A 17,349-nucleotide genomic window follows, 5' to 3' on the forward strand; every position below is an offset into this window, starting at 1 on the left:
CCGCCCTTCCCCGTGGTTCCCCGCACGACCTGGCATGCCTTCGCCGTCCGGGCCGGCATGCCGGAGCGGTTCCGGGCCATGGTCGACCTAGGTGGCGGCTGCGGACTGCGACAGAGCGAGATCCTCGGTGTGGCCGTTGATGCGATCGACTTGGCGTCGGGCACGCTCCACGTGGTCCAGCAACTCAAGCTGAGCCGGAGCAAGGCCGTGTTCGCCCCGCCCAAGGGTTGGCAAGCTCCGGGACGTGCCGCTGCCCGATCCGGTCGCAGATGCGCTCCGGACTCACATGAACCAGTTCCCGCCGGTCGAGGTCACCTTGCCGTGGAGGACTAAGCGGCTGATCTTCACCGGGCCGCGCGGTGGTCATGTCTGGAGGACGTCGCTCAACGAGGAGGCGTGGAAGCGGGCACTGGCCTCGGCTTGAGTGATCCCCGAGCGGATGCAAGGCCAGCCGTACGCCGAGAACATCAAGGCCCTCGCCGAGTACCTCGGCCACTCGGACCCGGGCCTGACGCTCCGCGTCTACGCGCATCTCATGCCCTCTAGCCAGGAGCGGACCCGCAAAGCCGTGGCCGCTGTCTTCGACGCCACCAAAACGACGAGACGTGACGGCTGAGGCTCGTACAGTCCGAACCGGAAAGGGGGGGAGAACCATGGCGGACGAGTACTTCTTGCTGGTGTGCGACGACGTGCCCCACGACGTGGTACTCACCGACCCCGGCGTCCGCATGATGGACGTCGTTCAGGTCGTGCGCCGGCTGACAGGACTGAGTCTCTGGCGCAGCAAGGTCCTGGCAACGCAGGCTCCCGCCGTCCTTCTCGCCGGCGTGCCCCAGGAGGACGCGGCAGCAGCCGTCTCGGCCCTCCGCGATGCGGGCGCCCTGGCAGAAACGAGAGAACGGTCGGAGCCGGACCTCCCGAAATACTAATCACGGCCAGATCGACGGTAGACGGCCCAAGACCACCAAAAAGCCCCCGCCCCGCGAAGAACTCGCAGGACGGGGGCTTACCGGTATCTCGTTACTTCTTCTTGCCCTGGGTCTGTCCGGGGTCTTGGTGAGCTGGGTTTTTGCTGGTCGGGGGCGGTGGGCTCGTGCACCTGGTAGTCGTCGTTGGTCGTCATTGGCCACTGGTGAGCGGCCTCGGACGGCCCAGGGACGGCCCAGGCGCCGGCCCCGCCACCCTTTCAGCAGCCTACGAGCTGATGGGCAACTCCCGTGCCTGCTGACGTGCTTGGGCCCGGAGCTCCTTCAAGCGAGCATGAAACGGGTTGTGGCGGTTCTGGTCAAGGTTCAGCGGGAGGTCGAGCTGAGAGATGAGCTGCGACTCCAGGCCCCACGGTTCGCTGCGCTCGATCCAGCACACCCGCGCGTTGTCCACCATCCACTGGGTCAAGGTGGCTTCGCCGGCCTTGCCGAAAGTCATCCGCCTGCCACTGCCCACGCGGCGCAGCTCAAGTCCGAGCAGACATCCGAGGGTGAGCCTCAGCGTCGAGCCGGCCGCGTTGCCCCTGTAGTGGTAGCGCACCCGCTTGCGCAGGTTTTGCGTGCTGGTCCGGTTCGCCATGTACCGCGGGGCTATCCCGACGTAGAGCAGGCGCCCAGCCTCCAGATCCGGGTGTGGCGGCTGCTTGAAGTGCCACCCATAGACCCCTGCCGTACCCGGCACAGGGCTCGGACGCTCCAAGACCTCCAGTGCCGACCACAACCGAACAGGACTGACGAGAGCAGTAGCCTCCACGAAGCCTCCAGACATGCCACGGTTGATCGTCGCAGGCTACTGGCCGACGCTGACAGAGCGCCTCCGGCTGCGTGACATGAGCTTGGGCGCTGCGAACGGCCCTGAACCAAGCTGAATGAGACGGGGATCCGATGGAACGAGTGGAAGCCGAACTGTTCACCGACGCCGGCAACGACGCTGTGGTGCGTCTGCCTGGCCGTCGCTTTCCTGGAGTCCTGGTCCAGGGCGACACCCTCAAGATCCTCTCCGCTGACGTGGCCGAACTCGTCGAACTCTGCGCGGCTGGCGATCTGGAGGAAGCCCGCCAAGCGGCAAGCCTCCTCCAGGCGGAACTCGGGGCGAAGCTACAGCGCTACACCGATGCTCTCGACGCCCACGGAGAGCGACACCCCTTCTGATCCGTAGCTCTACAGAGATTGGTCGGTGATGGTCATATCGGTTGCGGCACGGCCGTACACGGCCGCTACTGGGCAGGGACGGACTCTGGGGTTGCTGTACTTCGCTGCTGTACCGCAGCGAGCGAGCTGGGGCCTGGGCAGCAGCGTTGGCGTACGAGCGGTGGAGAGATCAAGCCTGGGGGTGACTGGTGTTCACGGTCTTTAAATGCCGGGGTTGTGATGCACCGCTCTCAGCGAGCCTTCAACCTGCGGAGTGGCAGCCGCTGCCTCGCGTCCCGGGCAGGGAGCACTACACATACGGGCCGTCCACAGCGCCCCGGGGCTCCTTCATGCTCGATCCCACCCCGCGCGGCAAGTCCAGCGAAGGGGCGAATTCTGAGGGGCGGCTGACCGCCGTCATCAACCCTCTCGATGGCGTGTTGCTCCGACCACACGCTGACCCCGCTCGCCGGTTGGGTTGCTGTCGCCCCGACGGCTTGGCCGGCGCCAATCTGATGTGCGGCCGGTGCGGGGCAGAGGTGGGCATCGAAATTTCGGACTGCTGGACAGAGTTCGACGTCCGCCTCCTACTCCCCAAGGTCGTGCAGGACACCTGCGGTCCGTCTCAGAGCTCGTAAAGCTGACGCGGTCCTACACGGAGTGACGATCGCCGTGTCTCGTCCACACGCCTTCCAACTGTGGTGGTGAGACATGGGGGTGAGTACAGCAGCGTTCACCTGCGTTCATCGGCGGTTGACGCGCGCACCGGGGTGGAGCTGCGGCCCTGTCTGAACGACGGTGAACGTAGCTGAATGAGACGGAAACCGGGAGGGGCCGTCGGCCGCCTCACGGGTTGGCGCACTCGGAGTCGGCCGGTGTGCGAAGGGGGTAGGGGCCTTCGTGCGCTGCGCCATGCAACCACTGGGTGAGCCACTGTGCGAGGGATTGTCCGATCGGCGCAGCGGCATGCCGGATGCAGCACTGGTTGGGGTCCCAGTCCCACATCTGTCCGTCGGCTGAACGGAAGTCGATCAGTGTCCACATCGCGCAGCCCCGGTCCATCAGCGGGACGATCCCGGGGGGGGGGACGGCGTCGTCGGGTCCGGTGAATCCGCGGTACGCCATGGTGATGTCCGCGCAGTCGCTGAACCAGTCGCCAGTCTCAGTCAGGGACACCGCTCGCCACGGTCCGAAGCCACCGTTGGCGACTTCGAGATAGATCCGCTTCAACAGCTCAGGCATGGGGTGCCCCACCACCTCCTCGAAGGCGGCGACGGCCTCAGCAGACGCCGGGCCTGGCAATCCGCGGCCGGCCACATGGGCACGTACCGTCAGGACGAGTTCGTCGTCAGTCACCCCAGAATGTTTAGTGACACTGCTCTTCCTGTCGATGCCTCGTCGGCACGCAATCTGAGCTTGAGAGGCTGCGGGGCATTTGGGGGCCGTTTAGGTACTGCCCTGGGCCAACGCTTGCGGAGCGGTCCCAGAAGCCTGGTCGCCTACACCGTGACTCCCCCGCCATTCCCCGCTCGATCCGGTGCGCTTGTTGTGCTGAGCTGTTCGACGTGGCCCGCGAGATTCGAGGCTGCTCAGCAGTACACGTGCCACTCCTTCATCGGGATCGTCCCCTCCCAAGCGTCCCAAACCATGTCCGCCCACTCCCGGACCACGAAGACAGGTCGGCTCAGAACGACGTCACCAACGCGCTGCGCGCGGAGAACGACTCCCAGAGCATCGGTACCGAGGTCGCCGAACTGCGAGTACCTGATGGCTTCGTCCAACCCTTGGGCACTCATGTGGTCGCTGAACTCCTCTTCCAGCTTGGAAGGGACTTGCCCCACCAAGCTCAGATGCCCCAACGTGACCTGTGGACCATGGCGTGCGTCGACAGCAACACAGGCAAGGCCTCCGGCCGCTGAAAAGTACGTCGTCAATGGCCGCGCGAAGGAGTTCGGGTCACTGAACGTGATCCAGTCGCCTGGCGTTTCGAACTCCGGGCCGGCGCCCAGTGTCACCGCAACTTGATCAACGACTTGGTCGCGACTCATTCCGAACCGCAGCGGCCCCACGCCGACAAGAGGCACGAACGGCCACCGCTGCCTCTCGGTCTCCACCAGCAACGCACACTCCCACTCCTGACAGGTTCCGCCCCGTGCGGTGCCAGTTGGCGGCACCCTATCCGGCTCACTTCACCCCTCGGGCCTGCACGCTTACCAACTGTGGGGGTGCCTCTCGGGGCGGCGTACAGGGGCGTTCACCAGTGTTCGTGGGTGACCAGCCACCTTTGTGGCAGCACCCCTAGGTCTGGTCTGAACGGCACTGAACGACTTTGAAGGAGACGGAAACTGAGACGGCCAGGCCCGGTTGTGAGCCCCGTTGGCTAACGCTCGTCGCTCACCGAGGTAGCCCAGTCGCGGAACAGGCGCAGCACTTCCCCAAGGTTGAGCGGACCGCAGGACGCCTGGAAGACCTCGTCCGACACCGTCGCCATCACCCAGTCGGAGTCGCTGCGCCGGATGGCCGCCCTCTCGTAGGGCCAGCCAGACAGGGGCGTCTCTTCAAGATCGATTTCCACTGTCCAGCCTGGGTTGTCAAGCGTTGCAATCCGAACGCCCCACTCGTGCTCCCAGTCACCATCGCACTGGGCGCGGTACCACTGCTCCAACCAACCGAGTTCTCCGCCTGTCTCTGTCATGGATGCTGATCGTACGAGGTCCTGTCTGGCGCGAACGCGGTAGAAGGCTAAGGGCCATCAGCTTGGGAAGCTGCGGCACTTCGGGCCGATTGGAACGCTGACCTGGGCGAACGGCCGGTATGCGGCCTCTGCGGGCTGGTCCGCTTTCACCGTGGTTCCCCTCTGTTCCCCGTCTTATCTGGTGCGCCTGTGGTGCGCGCCTGGGCGCTCCGTGGCCGCCGAAGCGATGGCGCGAACGACCAGCCCGCTCAGTACGGCTCGAAGCTGGGGACAGCGGCCCTGATGTCGCCGGCCTCGTCCATGACTTGTAGCCGGTTCATGAACGCGATGACGAAGTCGGAGAACGGTCCATCGAAAACTTCGCAGCCTTCCTCATGGGCCATGGTCACGATCTTCCAACTGTCGGGATCCTGGTCGCACGGAAGGAAGAAGTGCTCGTCACCGCCGTAGTCATAGCCCCACGAGATGAGGCCGCCGGGCTGTGGGTGGAATGGGTAAGGGAAGTCGGCGGGATGTTGAGAGCGTGCCTCGGTCCAGGTGCCGTGGATCTTGTGCATGCGCTCCAGGAGCGGAGTGCGCCCCTGCGGGTGGAAGACGACGAGTTCGTCGGCGATGACTCCGGGGCCGTAAGAGTCCAGGAAGATCTTGAAGTCACTGGGCAGGGAAGACCCGACGTAGCGTTCGACTCCGCTCCAGTCTGTGGGGGCGTGCGCATGCAGAGACGGCGCGCCCAGCAACAGTGTCAACTCATCCAGTCCTGGCACTTGTCTACCTCCACCCATCCGACCACGACCGGGCAACCCTAGCCGGGGACATGGCCTGAAGCGGCGGCCAGCCGGTGCTGTCCCACGTGGCGCACGCTTTCCAACTGTGGGGGTGCCTTGTCGGACCGCGTACAGGGTCGTTCACCTGCGTTCATGGGAGGTCGGACCGTGAGGCGAGCTCAGTGTGCGGTCCTCGATGCACTCCTGTGAACCGGGCTGAATGAGACGGAAACTGAGACGGCGGGCTGTGCCCCAGGCCATGGTCGACCTGGGTGCCGGATGCGGGCTGCGACAGGGCGAAATCCTCGCCGTCGCGGTCGACGCGATCGACTTTGAGGAGGGCACCTTGCACGTGGTCCAGCAACTGAAGCTGAGCCGCAGCAAGGCCGTCTTCGCACCACCGAAGGGTGGCAAGCTCCGGGACGTACCGCTTCCCGGGCCCGTCGCAGATGCGCTCCGGGCGCACATGAAGCGGTTCCCGCCAGTCGAAATCACCTTGCCATGGAAAGTCGCTGGCGGACCTTCGGTGACCAAGCGACTGATCTCCCCAGGGGCTCGCGGCGGGCACGTCTGGCGGACGTCCCTCAACGAGGAGGCGCGGAAGCGGGCCCTGGCCTCGGCGTGGGTGATCCCCGAACGGGAGCGAGGTAGGCCGTACGCAGAATCCCGAGAGAACGGCATGCATGCCCTCAGGCACTTCTACGCCTCGGTGCTCCTAGACGTTGGGGAGAACATCAAGGCCCTCGCCGAGTACCTCGGTCACTCTGACCCCGGCCTGACACTTCGCGTCTACCCACACCTCATGCCGTCCAGCCAGGAGCGTACCCGCAAGGCGATTGCTGCCGTGTTCGCCTGATGAGGATTCCATACAGCGCACGCGCCTGCCTGTCTTACCGTGCAGCATTGCCGAAGCTAGCATTTGGAATCACCACACGTGAAATTTCCACCCGCCGCAAATTACCGAAGCTAGCATTTGGAATCACCACACGTGAACTTTCCACCCGCCGCAACATTACCGGGCGAGTAATCACGGCCGGGCTCCATCTACCCACCTCACCTGCCTACCAACGCTCCTGGTCTCCTGACCCACACGATAGGAGTGTGTCCCTATCGCCGGACGAGGCCGCTCGCCTGCAAGCGGGTCACCTACGAATTTTCGTAGGTGCCAGCGTCACGATGACACCATGATCACGATGCCGTGAAACTGGAAGCATACGACCACCTCGACGGCTTTTAGCTGGGGATTTGTTACTCCCTCTATTGGGTCGCTAAAGTCCAGCGTGCCGTCGAGAGAAGAAGAGGGGCCGCTCACGGGCATGAGCGGCCCCTCACCCGTCGGCACGCTTATTCACCGCTGATATAGGAGAAGTCATGCGTCCTACGGAGAAACCCATGGTGCCACGACGCGGTCTGCGTATCGACCTCATCCCCCGTGAGCTGCCGCTCGGGCTGATCGGCCTCGGTGGCTCGACCCTTGCTATGTGGGTCGGCGCCGAACCCGTCGCTGTCCTCCCGCTGGCGTTCCTCGTGTCGGTCCGGGTGAGGCTGCACCGCATCTGACCACGACGGCCCAGACACGGCCCCAACGCATAGAAGAGCCCCCTCCTGCCGGAAAAACCGCAGGTAGGGGGCTTCTTCAATGCTGCTTACTTCTTCTTGCCCTGGTTCTTGACCGCCTCGATGGCTGCCGCGGCTGCCTCCGGGTCGAGGTACTTGCCGCCGGGGGTCACCGGCTTGAAGGACGCGTCGAGTTCGTAGTACAGGGGGATGCCCGTCGGGATGTTCAGGCCCGCGATGTCGGCGTCGGAGATGCCGTCCAGGTGCTTGACCAGGGCGCGGAGGCTGTTGCCGTGGGCCGCGACCAGGACCGTGCGGCCGGCGAGCAGGTCGGGGACGATGCCGTCGTACCAGTACGGGAGCATGCGGACGACGACGTCCTTGAGGCACTCCGTGCGGGGGCGGAGCTCCGGGGGGATCGTGGCGTAGCGGGGGTCGTCCGACTGGGAGAACTCCGTGCCGTCCTCGAGGGGCGGGGGCGGGGTGTCGTAGGAGCGGCGCCACAGCATGAACTGCTCCTCGCCGAACTCCGCGAGGGTCTGGGCCTTGTCCTTGCCCTGGAGGGCGCCGTAGTGGCGTTCGTTCAGGCGCCAGGAGCGGTGGACCGGGATCCAGTGGCGGTCCGCGGACTCCAGGGCGAGCTGGGCGGTGCGGATCGCGCGCTTCTGGAGGGACGTGTGGACCACGTCGGGCAGGAGGTCGGCGTCCTTCAGGAGTTCGCCGCCGCGGACTGCCTCCTTCTCGCCCTTCTCGTTGAGGTTGACGTCCACCCAGCCGGTGAACAGGTTCTTCGCGTTCCATTCGCTCTCGCCGTGGCGGAGGAGGATCAGCTTGTACGGTGCGTCGGCCATGCGTATGAGCGTAATCCAAGCCTTCGGTCGCGGTGGTGCCCGCTCGACAGACGGACGGTTGACGGGATCTGTTAATTGAGTGGCCCGCCCCGACCTCGCCTTCGTAAGTTGTGCCTGCCGTCAGAGCCACTTACTTACGTAGAGCCACCGTGGGGGACCCGCCATGCCACTCGCCGCCCTGAGACGTGCCACCCGCGAGACCGTCTCCGGGTTGCCGCGCGAGTTCTGGTGGCTGTGGACCAGCACCCTCGTCAACCGCCTGGGTGCCTTCGTCGCCACCTTCATGGCCCTCTACCTCACCCTCGACCGCGGCTACTCCGCCTCCTACGCCGGTCTCGTCGCCTCGCTGCACGGGCTGGGCGGTGTCGTCTCGTCGATCGGGGCCGGGGTCATGACCGACCGGCTCGGGCGGCGGCCCACCCTCCTGGTCGCGCAGTCCGCCACCGCCGCCTCCGTGGCGCTGCTCGGCTTCATGCACCACCCCGTCGCCATCGCCGCCGTCGCGTTCCTCGTCGGCATGGCCTCCAACGCCTCCCGGCCGGCCGTGCAGGCGATGATGGCCGACATCGTGCGGCCCGAGGACCGGGTGCGGGCCTTCTCCCTCAACTACTGGGCCATCAACCTCGGTTTCGCCGTCTCCTCCATGGGCGCCGGGTTCATCGCCGAGTACAGCTACCTCGCGGGCTTCCTGATCGAGGCCGGGATGACCGCCGTCTGCGCGGTCGTCGTCTTCCTCAGGCTGCCCGAGTCCCGGCCCGGCACGGAGAAGGCCGCGGCGGCCACCGACGACGTCCGCCTCGGCACCGTCCTGCGCGACGGGCGGTTCATGAGCGTCGTAGGGCTGTCCTTCCTGGTCGCCGTGATCTTCCAGCAGGGTTCGATCGGGCTGCCGGTCGCGATGGGCGAAGCCGGGTTCACGCCCGCCGACTACGGCCTGGCCATCGCCCTCAACGGCGTCCTCATCGTCGCGCTCCAGATCCCGGTGACCCGGTTCATCCAGGACCGGGACCCGCAGCGGCTCCTCGTGGTGTCGTCCCTGCTCGCGGGATACGGCTTCGGGCTCACCGCCTTCGCCGGGTCCGTCGGCCTGTTCGCCGTCACCGTGTGCGTGTGGACCCTGGGCGAGATGATCAACGCGCCCACCCAGACCGGGCTCGTCGTCCGCCTCTCCCCCACCCACGGCCGTGGCCGCTACCAGGGCATGTACACGCTGTCCTGGTCGGTCGCCGCCCTGGTGGCGCCCCTGATGTCCGGATTCGTCATCGACCGGTTCGGGGCGGAGTGGCTGTGGGGGCTGTGCGCGGTGGTCGGGACGGTGGCGGCGGTGGGCTACGCCGCCCTCATGCGGCGGCTGTCCCGGGAGACGGCCACCGGGACCGTCGTACCCGAGCAGCCCGCGACCGCCGAGGCCGGGGCGGCCTGATCGGCGCCGGACCCGGCGCCGGACCCGGTCCCGGTCCCGTCACGGGTGCATCCGCGCGCCCTTGAGCACCTTGTCGACGGCGTTGCGCGGGCCGTACACCGCGAGGCCCACCAGGTCCAGCTCCTCCGTCGCCACCGCCCGTACGGCCGCGCGGTTGTCCCGGTCGTTGCCCGTCGCGAACAGGTCGCTCGTGAAGAGCGCGCGCGGGAGCGAACGGGACAGCACGCGCGCGTGGGCCGCCTTCAGCGTCTCCTTCGTGCCCTCGAAGACCAGCACGGGCTGCCGGAACATCGGCAGGTAGGGCACACCGTCGGCGTCCTCGTACGGCTCGCCGACCACCTCGGGGGCCTGCGTGCCCAGGCCGCTGACGAGGAACGCGGTGACGTTCAGGCGCTGCCAGGTCTCCAGGTCCTCGCGCAGCAGGACGGCGATCTTGGTGTCGAAGCGGATGGGTTCATCGTTCATACGCTGAGACTGGCGGGCGTCGTACGGCCCCGTCTTGTACGTTCTTTGCATGGCGGCACCGACCATGCCCGCGCAGGAAGTCACCGCGTGGCGACCCGCCGTTCCGGGCGTCACCGAGGTCTTCCACGCCCGTTTCACCGAGTACGCCTACCCGATGCACGTGCACGAGGCGTGGACGCTGCTCATCGTGGACGACGGCGCCGTACGGTACGACCTCGACCGGCACGAGCACGGCACACCGGACGACACCGTGTCGCTGCTGCCGCCGCACGTCCCGCACAACGGCTCGCCCGCCACGCCCGACGGCTTCCGCAAGCGGGTGCTCTACCTCGACCGCACCCACCTCGGCGACGAGCTCATCGGGGCCGCCGTCGACGGTCCCGACCTGCGCGATCCCCTGCTGCGGCGGCGGGTGGGGCAGTTGCACACCGCGCTGACCCGGCCCGGTGAGGAGTTCGAGGCGGAGAGCAGACTGACGCTCATCGGCGACCGGCTCCGGGCCCTGCTGCGGCCGCCGTCCCACGACGGGCCCGCCCGCCGCGACCCCGCCCTCGCCCGCCGCCTGCGCGAACTCCTCGACGAGCGGGTCGTGGAGGGGCTGTCTCTGGAGGAGGCGGCGGGGGTCGTACAGGCCCATCCGACGCATCTCGTACGGTCGTTCAGTGCCGCGTACGGCATCGCGCCGCACCAGTACCTGACCTCGCGGCGGGTCGACCGGGCCCGGCGTCTGCTGCTCGCGGGACAGGGGCCCGCCGAGGTCGCCGCGCTCACCGGATTCCATGACCAGGCCCATCTCACCCGGCACTTCAAGCGGTTGGTGGGGGTGACGCCGGGGCGCTACCGGACCAGTGCCGGGAGATCCACGGAAGGCGTCCGTCCGGTGATCGGCGCGCGTTAGCGTCACGGCATGGATGACAGACAGAACTCCTTGCCGTTCAGACGTCTTTGCGTGGCCGCCGCGGGGGCGGCCACGCTGGTCGCCCTCAGCGTGGGCGGCGCCATCGCAGCGAGCTCGGACGACGAGCCCACCGCCGGAACGAGTGTGTCGGAGACCCTCCCGCCGGACGCAGGCACGGACGGAGGCGGTGACGGCGGCACGGTCGGCGGCAGCGGCGGCACCGCCGGGGGCGTCGACCCCAGCCCCACCTCCACGTCTCCTGACGAGCCCACGGAAGAACCCACCGAGGAGCCCACCGAGGGACCCACCACGCCGAGCGAGCTGGAGGAGCTCAACCGGCGCATCGCCGAACTCGACAGGAAGGTCGACGAACTGCCGACCAAGAAGGAACTCGCCGACGCGCTCAGGGCTTTCGCGGACGAGCTCGACAAGCCGGCCGCGCCCGAGGACCCCGGCCCGGGCCACGAGCCGACCAGCGAGCCACAGCCCTCCAGTTCACTGCCGCGCCGCTAGGCGCAGAGCGACGGAGCCCACCCGGAGACGACCCGGCGTCAGTCCTCCGCACGCTGGGTCAGGTGCGCGAACGCGTCCAGGTTGCGCGTGGACTCGCCCCGGGCCACCCGCCACTCGTACTCCTTGCGGATGGCGGTGGCGAAACCCAGCTCCAGCAGGGTGTTGAAGCTGCCGTCGGCCGCCTCCAGGACCTGGCCGAGGAGGCGGTCGACCTCGTCGGGGGTGACCGCGGAGAGCGGGAGCTTGGCGGTGACGTAGACGTCGCCGAGCCGGTCGACGGCGTAACTCACGCCGTACAGCTTGAGGTTGCGCTCCAGGAGCCAGCGGTGGACGCCGGGTTCGTTCTCGTCGGGGTGGCGGATGACGAAGGCGTTCAGCGACAGGGAGTGGCGGCCGACGAGGAGGGAGACGGTCGTCTTCAGCTTGCGGGTGCCGGGGAGCTGCACGACGTAGTTGCCGGGTGCGGGGCTCTCCCACTCGACCTCGGTGTCCTTGAGGACGCCCTCGATGACCTGCGCTGCCTTCTCTTCGTCAGCCATGCAGCGAGCGTACGTGACGCCGGTACGACTGTGCCGCGGCCACGTACACGTCCGCCGTCGCCGCGGCCGCGGTGTCCCAGCCGAAGGACCGGGCGTGCCGGGCGGCCGCCTCGCCCATGCGGGCCGTGAGCGCGGGGTTGTCGGCGAAGTCGCCCAGCACGCGCGCGTAGGCGGCCGGATCGTGTCCGCGTACGAGGAACCCGGTCCGCTCGTGGGCCACGGCCACCGGCAGCCCGCCGACCGCCGCCGCGAGCACCGGGGTGCCGGCCGCCTGGGCCTCTATGGCGACCAGGCCGAAGGACTCGCTGTAGGAGGGCATGACCAGCACGGAAGCGGCCCGGAACCAGTCGGCGAGCTGCTCCTGGCCGACGGGCGGCTGGAACCGTACGACATCCGCGATGCCGAGTCGGGAGGCCAGCTTCTGGAGGCCCTCCGGCTTGGCGAGGCCGCTGCCGCTGAGGCCGCCGACGACCGGCACGAGGATGCGGGAGCGCAGGTCGGGGCGCTGGTCGAGCAGGACCGCCACGGCGCGCAGGAGGACGTCCGGGGCCTTCAGCGGCTGGATGCGGCCCGCGAAGAGGGGGATCAGGGCGTCCTGCGGCAGACCGAGCCGGGCGCGGGCCGCCGCACGGCCGTCCGCCGGGCGGAAGCGGTCGAGGTTCACACCGGGGTGCACGACGGCGACCTTGGCGGGGTCGGCGGCGTAGTGGTGCACGAGTTCCTCGCGCTCCTCGGCGGTGTTCGCGATGAGACGGTCGGCGGCGGCGACGATCTGGGTCTCGCCGATGACGCGGGCGGCGGGCTCGGGGGTGTCGCCGTCGGCGAGGTTGGCGTTCTTGACCTTGGCCATGGTGTGCATGGCGTGCACCAGCGGGGTCCCCCAGCGCTGGGCGGCGAGCCAGCCGACGTGGCCGGAGAGCCAGTAGTGCGAGTGGACCAGGTCGTAGTGGCCGGGGCGGTGGCCGGCCCAGGCCTGCATCACGCCGTGCGTGAAGGCGCAGAGCTGGGCGGGGAGGTCCTCCTTGTTGAGGCCCTCGTAGGGGCCCGCGTCGACGTGGCGGACCAGGACGCCGGGGGCCATCTCGACGGTGGGCGGGAGGCCGCCGGTCGTCGCGCGCGTGAAGATCTCGACCTCGATGTTGATCGCGGCGAGGCGCTGCGCGAGCTCCACGATGTAGACGTTCATGCCGCCGGCGTCGCCGGTGCCGGGCTGGTGGAGGGGGGAGGTGTGCACGGAGAGCATGGCGACGCGGCGGGGGCGGCGGTGCAGGCGCAGCCGGTGGGGCACGGCGGCCTGGGAGCGACGCTGGAGCCTGCTGACGTACTGGCTCACGTGGCGTTCCTCCTTGCAGCGGGCATGCCGGACGGAGGGCGTGGGACACCCTCCAAGGGCGGCAACACCGGAGGGAGACATTCCCATTCCGGTCGGCGGGGTTTTTGCCGAGGTATTACCGAATGTCGCTCAACCGTTCGAGGGGCGAGGGCGTCGGTGGGTTGGGGGGCGGGTGCGGTCGGGTGGTGCGGTCGACAGGCGGTCAGTGCGGCCAGGTGTGCGGTCAGGCGTGCGGTCAGGTGTGGCACGGTCCACCGGGTTCGGACGCCTGGCCCGCGGTGATACGGGTTCCCGCCGCATACCCTCGTAGGCATGACATCCCGCGCCGCCTCCCGCCCTGTGGGCACGGTCACGCGCGGGACGACCAACCCCAACCGGCTGCGCCGCATGGACCGCTGGATCGCGGCCACGCACGGAGCGGAGCTGCGCCGGGCGGCGGATCCGGTCGCCGTCGACCTCGGGTACGGCGCCGCGCCCTGGACCGCCGTCGAACTGCTCGCCCGGCTCCGCGAGAACGCTCCACGCACGCGCGTGGTCGGCATCGAGATCGACCCGGCCCGGGTGGCCGCGGCCCGGCCCTACGAACAGGACGGGCTCGTCTTCCGGCACGGCGGGTTCGAGATCCCGCTCCCCCAGCGCCCCCTGCTCATCCGGGCGGCGAACGTGCTGCGCCAGTACGACGAGGCCGACGTGGCCGACGTATGGGCACGGCTGTGTGCCCGGCTGACCCCGGCGGACCCGGTGCGGGGGTCGCTCGGCGGACTGCTCGTCGAGGGGACCTGCGACGAGATCGGGCGCCGGCACGTGTGGGTCGCGCTCGGCCCGGAGGGGCCGCGGACGGTCACCTTCGCGACCCGGCTGGGTTCACTGGAACGCCCCTCCGACCTCGCCGAACGACTGCCGAAGGCCCTGATCCACCGCAACGTACCGGGCGAGCCGGTGCACCGCTTCCTGCGCGACTTCGACCGCGCGTGGGCAGCCGCCGCCCCCTACGCGTCCTACGGCGCCCGGCAGCGGTGGATCCGGACGGCACGGTCCCTGACGGCCGACTGGCCGGTGGCGGACGGCCCTTCACGGTGGCGCCAGGGAGAAGTGACGGTGACATGGGGGGCGTTGGCGCCGGGTGAGGGGTGAGTGGGGGATGTGGGTCGCGGGGTGCGTGAACCCCTAAACGCAGGGCGGGCCGTGGGGCCGAGACGCGCCAACCCCGGCGCACAGCAGGCCGCGAGGCGAAGGCACACCGAACCCACAGCCCCGTGCCGCGCCCGCCCAGCCGAAGACCCGCCCCACTCCCCATCTGACCTGCGGGGAACGATCCGTGTGAGTCGTTCGTCACAATGACCGGGAGATCGTCTTCGGGGGGCGGGGACAGGGGGAGGCATCGGGGAGCGCCGGATCGCGGCGGGGTGCGCCAGGCACTCATGCCTCTGTCGCTTTCGGCCATGACGTGGCACGATCCCCCGAGCACCGTAAGTTACTGACGGTAAATCAGTTATGGGGGCAAGGTATGGGAACGGGCAAGCGCGGTCTGATCGCAACGGCCGTGACCGTGATCGGCGCGGCAGCCGTACTCGCGGCACCGGCCACCGCCTTCGCCGCCCCCGGCCCGACCCCCTCCCCCACCGCCTCGCCCTCGACGGCCGTGACCAACAAGGACATCGAGGCCGTACGCAGACAGCTCGACGCGCTCTACCACGACGCGGCCGTCGCCACCGACGCCTACAACGCCGCCGAGGAGAAGGCCGAGCAGCAGTCGGCGCAGATCGTCGCGCTGGCCCAGAAGATCGTCAAGGCGCAGGAGAAGCTGGCGGAACTGAAGGCCCGCGCGGGCGCCGCGGCCGCCGCCCAGTACCGCACCAACGGCCTGCCGGACGAGGCCGAGCTGATGCTGAGCGACGATCCGCAGCAGTTCCTGGACGCCACCGGCCGCGTCCTCCAGGGCCAGCGCGCCACCAAGGCGCTCATCGCCGAACTGACCCGGACCCAGCAGGACTTGAAGCAGTACGCCGACGACGCCTCCGCCCAGTGGACCAGGCTGGAGGCCAATCGCAAGGCGAAGGCGGCGGCCAAGAAGAAGGTCGAGCGGCAGATCGCGGCGGCCGAGAGGCTCGAGTCCCGGCTGGAGGCCGAGGAGAAGGAGCGCCTCGCCGAACTGGAGGAACAGGCCGCCCACCGGGCGCAGACCGCCTGGCTGGACTCCGGCGTCCTCAAGGACGTCAGCGGCAAGGCCAGCGAGGCCGGGAAGACCGCGGTCGCCTACGCGACGACACAGGTCGGCAAACCGTACGAATGGGGCGCCGAGGGCCCGGACTCGTACGACTGCTCCGGACTGACCTCCCAGGCCTGGGCGAGCGCCGGCAAGCCCATTCCGCGCACCTCGCAGGAGCAGTGGAAGCGGCTCGAGCACGTCGACATCAAGGACATGCGGCCCGGCGACCTCGTCATCTACTTCGACGACGCCAGCCATGTGGCGATGTACCTCGGCGACGGCGCGATCGTGCACGCGCCGCGCCCCGGGCGCACGGTGACGATCGCCGGCGCGGGTTCGATGCCGATCCTCGGAGTCGTACGGCCGGACGCCTGAGCGTCGCCGCCGGACAACCCGGTGAGATCCGGGTCATGTGACGCGGGGCACCCCTGACGCCTCCACAAACCTGCCGTGGACGTGACGTTCGTCATTCCCGCACCACCCGTCACCTGTCCAACTGCGGTGGATAACGCGGCATATGACAGTGGCCACCGGCCCAGGGGCGTGTCTCACGCCATTCCTTTACCGGCCCGGCACCCGCTATGGTCCCCGTCGGTGGATCGAGGTCCCTCGCCCCACCAGCCCTCGGGGGGAGGGAAGGAATCCAAGACGATGCCCGTACCCATACCGCGGCAGCGAGCGATCCCGGCCGTGGAGAGTGGTCAGGCGCCGGCCGCACCCCAGGACGACCCCTCCAAGGAAGAAGCCCCGCGCAAGGAAGCCACGGTCGACAACAACGCCGCCACCCAACTGAGCCTGCTGGTGATCGAGGACGATCCCGGCGGGTCCACGGTCGTCCCCGAGCTCCTGGACTCGGCCGGCAGGCCCATCCGCGTCCGCACCGCCCGCAACCTCACCGAGGCGGAGCGGCTGCTCACGGATGACGTGCACTGCATCCTGCTCGACCTCGCGCTGCCCGCGCCCGGCCGTGCCGCGGACGACGACGAGCTCGCCGTCCTGCGCCACGTCCTGGAGCTCGCGCCCCGGCACGCCGTCCTCGCCCTCACCGCGTCCGGCGACGCCGAGCGCGGCGCCGAGGCGGTGCGGGTGGGTGCCCAGGACTACCTGTTCCGGGACGAGCTGGACAGCAGGCTGCTGAGCCGGGCGATCCGGTACGCGGTGGAGCGGAAACGTTCCGACACGGCGGAGCGCAGGCTCGCCGAGGGACGGGTACGGGCGCAGGAGAACCGGCGCCTGGAGCGCGGCCTGCTGCCCACACCGCTGCTGGAGGGCTCCTCCCTGCGGTTCGCCGCGCGGTACCGGCCCGGCAGGTCGCGGGCCCTGCTCGGCGGTGACTTCTACGACGTCGTACGGACTCCCGACGGGACCGTGCACGCGATGATCGGTGACGTCTGCGGGCACGGCCCCGACGAGGCGGCGCTCGGCGTGGAGCTGCGGATCGCCTGGCGTGCGCTGACCCTGGCGGGGCTGTGCGGGGACGAGCTGCTCGGCACGCTCCAGGAGGTGCTGGAGCACGAGCGGTCGGACGACGAGATCTTCGCGACCCTGTGCACGGTGGACATCGCGCCGGACGGCCGTCGGGCGGGGCTGTGCCTCGCCGGGCATCCGTCACCGCTGGTGGCCCGGCCGGGGCGGCCCGCACAACTGCTGCCGTACGACAACAACGGCCCCGCGCTCGGGATGCTGCCGGGGGCGCGCTGGCCTCGGATGCAGGTGGAGCTGGGGGCCGAGTGGAGCCTGATGCTCTACACCGACGGGCTGATCGAGGGGCGCGTCGGGGAGGGCGGGGAGCGGCTGGGACAGGACGGGATGGTGTCCATGATCCGCCGCCAGCTCTCCGAGGGGCTGCGCGGCGAGGAACTGCTGCGGGCCGCGGTGAACGAGGTGCGGGCCCTCAACGGCGGCGAACTGGCGGACGACGTGGCGGTCCTGCTGCTCGACCGGGAGGGCCAGCGGTAGACCGCCTCGCGGGCCGTGCCGTGGCC

The 17,349-nt window shown here is 69.1% G+C and carries 18 protein-coding genes and 2 pseudogenes; 11 read left to right on the forward strand and 9 right to left on the reverse strand.

Going from position 1 to position 17,349, the window contains the following annotated elements:
- Window positions 1-12: 12 nt before the first annotated feature.
- Window positions 13-616: pseudogene (locus ACIQJT_RS28415) on the forward strand (tyrosine-type recombinase/integrase); the annotation flags it as partial.
- A gap of 37 nt (window positions 617-653) precedes the next feature.
- Window positions 654-929, forward strand: coding sequence for a ribosomal protein L7/L12 (locus ACIQJT_RS28420; protein WP_402648198.1), 276 nt, complete (start codon window positions 654-656; stop codon window positions 927-929).
- A 265-nt stretch (window positions 930-1,194) separates the two neighbouring features.
- On the opposite strand, the gene ACIQJT_RS28425 is transcribed toward ACIQJT_RS28420, so the two are convergent.
- Window positions 1,195-1,566 (reverse strand): GIY-YIG nuclease family protein, encoded by a 372-nt coding sequence (locus ACIQJT_RS28425; protein ID WP_402648201.1) that lies wholly within the window; start codon window positions 1,564-1,566, stop codon window positions 1,195-1,197.
- Between the two features lie 305 nt (window positions 1,567-1,871).
- On the opposite strand from ACIQJT_RS28425, the gene ACIQJT_RS28430 reads away from it, so the two are divergent.
- On the forward strand, window positions 1,872-2,138 hold the full coding sequence (locus ACIQJT_RS28430; protein ID WP_402648204.1) for a DUF6959 family protein: 267 nt from the start codon (window positions 1,872-1,874) through the stop codon (window positions 2,136-2,138).
- Window positions 2,139-2,963: 825 nt separating this feature from the next.
- Here ACIQJT_RS28430 and ACIQJT_RS28435 read toward each other — a convergent pair.
- From ACIQJT_RS28435 to ACIQJT_RS28450, 4 genes are all read right to left on the reverse strand, one after another.
- On the reverse strand, window positions 2,964-3,473 hold the full coding sequence (locus tag ACIQJT_RS28435) for an SMI1/KNR4 family protein (protein ID WP_402648206.1): 510 nt from the start codon (window positions 3,471-3,473) through the stop codon (window positions 2,964-2,966).
- Window positions 3,474-3,706: 233 nt separating this feature from the next.
- A complete protein-coding gene (locus ACIQJT_RS28440; protein ID WP_402648208.1) occupies window positions 3,707-4,237 on the reverse strand; it encodes a hypothetical protein in 531 nt (176 codons plus the stop codon).
- 260 nt (window positions 4,238-4,497) lie between these two features.
- On the reverse strand, window positions 4,498-4,812 hold the full coding sequence (locus tag ACIQJT_RS28445) for an immunity 53 family protein (RefSeq protein WP_402648211.1): 315 nt from the start codon (window positions 4,810-4,812) through the stop codon (window positions 4,498-4,500).
- Window positions 4,813-5,060: 248 nt separating this feature from the next.
- Complete coding sequence (locus ACIQJT_RS28450; protein ID WP_402648214.1) at window positions 5,061-5,576, reverse strand: hypothetical protein; 516 nt, start codon at window positions 5,574-5,576, stop codon at window positions 5,061-5,063.
- A 253-nt stretch (window positions 5,577-5,829) separates the two neighbouring features.
- Here ACIQJT_RS28450 and ACIQJT_RS28455 point away from each other — a divergent pair.
- Window positions 5,830-6,432, forward strand: a pseudogene (locus ACIQJT_RS28455) (tyrosine-type recombinase/integrase); the annotation flags it as partial.
- Between the two features lie 536 nt (window positions 6,433-6,968).
- Entirely contained in the window at window positions 6,969-7,136 is a 168-nt protein-coding gene (locus tag ACIQJT_RS28460) for a hypothetical protein (RefSeq protein WP_388171387.1), read from the forward strand.
- Window positions 7,137-7,222: 86 nt separating this feature from the next.
- Here ACIQJT_RS28460 and ACIQJT_RS28465 read toward each other — a convergent pair whose 3' ends face one another.
- Window positions 7,223-7,984: a phosphoglyceromutase gene (locus tag ACIQJT_RS28465; protein ID WP_356464169.1), complete on the reverse strand. Its 762-nt coding sequence runs from the start codon at window positions 7,982-7,984 to the stop codon at window positions 7,223-7,225.
- Between the two features lie 163 nt (window positions 7,985-8,147).
- Between ACIQJT_RS28465 and ACIQJT_RS28470 the strand changes: the two genes are divergently transcribed.
- Window positions 8,148-9,407, forward strand: coding sequence for an MDR family MFS transporter (locus ACIQJT_RS28470; RefSeq protein WP_402648217.1), 1,260 nt, complete (start codon window positions 8,148-8,150; stop codon window positions 9,405-9,407).
- A 39-nt stretch (window positions 9,408-9,446) separates the two neighbouring features.
- On the opposite strand, the gene ACIQJT_RS28475 is transcribed toward ACIQJT_RS28470, so the two are convergent.
- Complete coding sequence (locus ACIQJT_RS28475) at window positions 9,447-9,872, reverse strand: DUF2000 family protein (protein ID WP_402648220.1); 426 nt, start codon at window positions 9,870-9,872, stop codon at window positions 9,447-9,449.
- Window positions 9,873-9,921: 49 nt separating this feature from the next.
- On the opposite strand from ACIQJT_RS28475, the gene ACIQJT_RS28480 reads away from it, so the two are divergent.
- Both ACIQJT_RS28480 and ACIQJT_RS28485 read left to right on the forward strand, forming a co-directional pair.
- Window positions 9,922-10,770 (forward strand): AraC family transcriptional regulator, encoded by an 849-nt coding sequence (locus ACIQJT_RS28480; RefSeq protein WP_402648222.1) that lies wholly within the window; start codon window positions 9,922-9,924, stop codon window positions 10,768-10,770.
- Window positions 10,771-10,779: 9 nt separating this feature from the next.
- Window positions 10,780-11,283: a hypothetical protein gene (locus tag ACIQJT_RS28485; RefSeq protein ID WP_402648225.1), complete on the forward strand. Its 504-nt coding sequence runs from the start codon at window positions 10,780-10,782 to the stop codon at window positions 11,281-11,283.
- 38 nt (window positions 11,284-11,321) lie between these two features.
- Here ACIQJT_RS28485 and ACIQJT_RS28490 read toward each other — a convergent pair whose 3' ends face one another.
- Window positions 11,322-11,822 carry a YbjN domain-containing protein gene (locus ACIQJT_RS28490; RefSeq protein WP_402648228.1) on the reverse strand — a complete coding sequence of 167 codons (501 nt, stop codon included), beginning with the start codon at window positions 11,820-11,822 and terminating at the stop codon, window positions 11,322-11,324.
- Window positions 11,815-13,155 carry a D-inositol-3-phosphate glycosyltransferase gene (mshA, locus tag ACIQJT_RS28495; protein ID WP_053853226.1) on the reverse strand — a complete coding sequence of 447 codons (1,341 nt, stop codon included), beginning with the start codon at window positions 13,153-13,155 and terminating at the stop codon, window positions 11,815-11,817. Before mshA ends, ACIQJT_RS28490 begins: the two co-directional genes overlap by 8 nt.
- A 312-nt stretch (window positions 13,156-13,467) precedes the next feature.
- On the opposite strand from mshA, the gene ACIQJT_RS28500 reads away from it, so the two are divergent.
- From ACIQJT_RS28500 to ACIQJT_RS28510, 3 genes are all read left to right on the forward strand, one after another.
- Window positions 13,468-14,289: a class I SAM-dependent methyltransferase gene (locus ACIQJT_RS28500; protein WP_402648230.1), complete on the forward strand. Its 822-nt coding sequence runs from the start codon at window positions 13,468-13,470 to the stop codon at window positions 14,287-14,289.
- Between the two features lie 373 nt (window positions 14,290-14,662).
- Entirely contained in the window at window positions 14,663-15,739 is a 1,077-nt protein-coding gene (locus tag ACIQJT_RS28505) for an NlpC/P60 family protein (RefSeq protein ID WP_402648233.1), read from the forward strand.
- A gap of 276 nt (window positions 15,740-16,015) precedes the next feature.
- Window positions 16,016-17,323, forward strand: coding sequence for a PP2C family protein-serine/threonine phosphatase (locus ACIQJT_RS28510; RefSeq protein WP_402648236.1), 1,308 nt, complete (start codon window positions 16,016-16,018; stop codon window positions 17,321-17,323).
- Window positions 17,324-17,349: the final 26 nt, after the last annotated feature.

Source organism: Streptomyces sp. NPDC091972 (assembly GCF_044756385.1).
Lineage (GTDB): Bacteria > Actinomycetota > Actinomycetes > Streptomycetales > Streptomycetaceae > Streptomyces.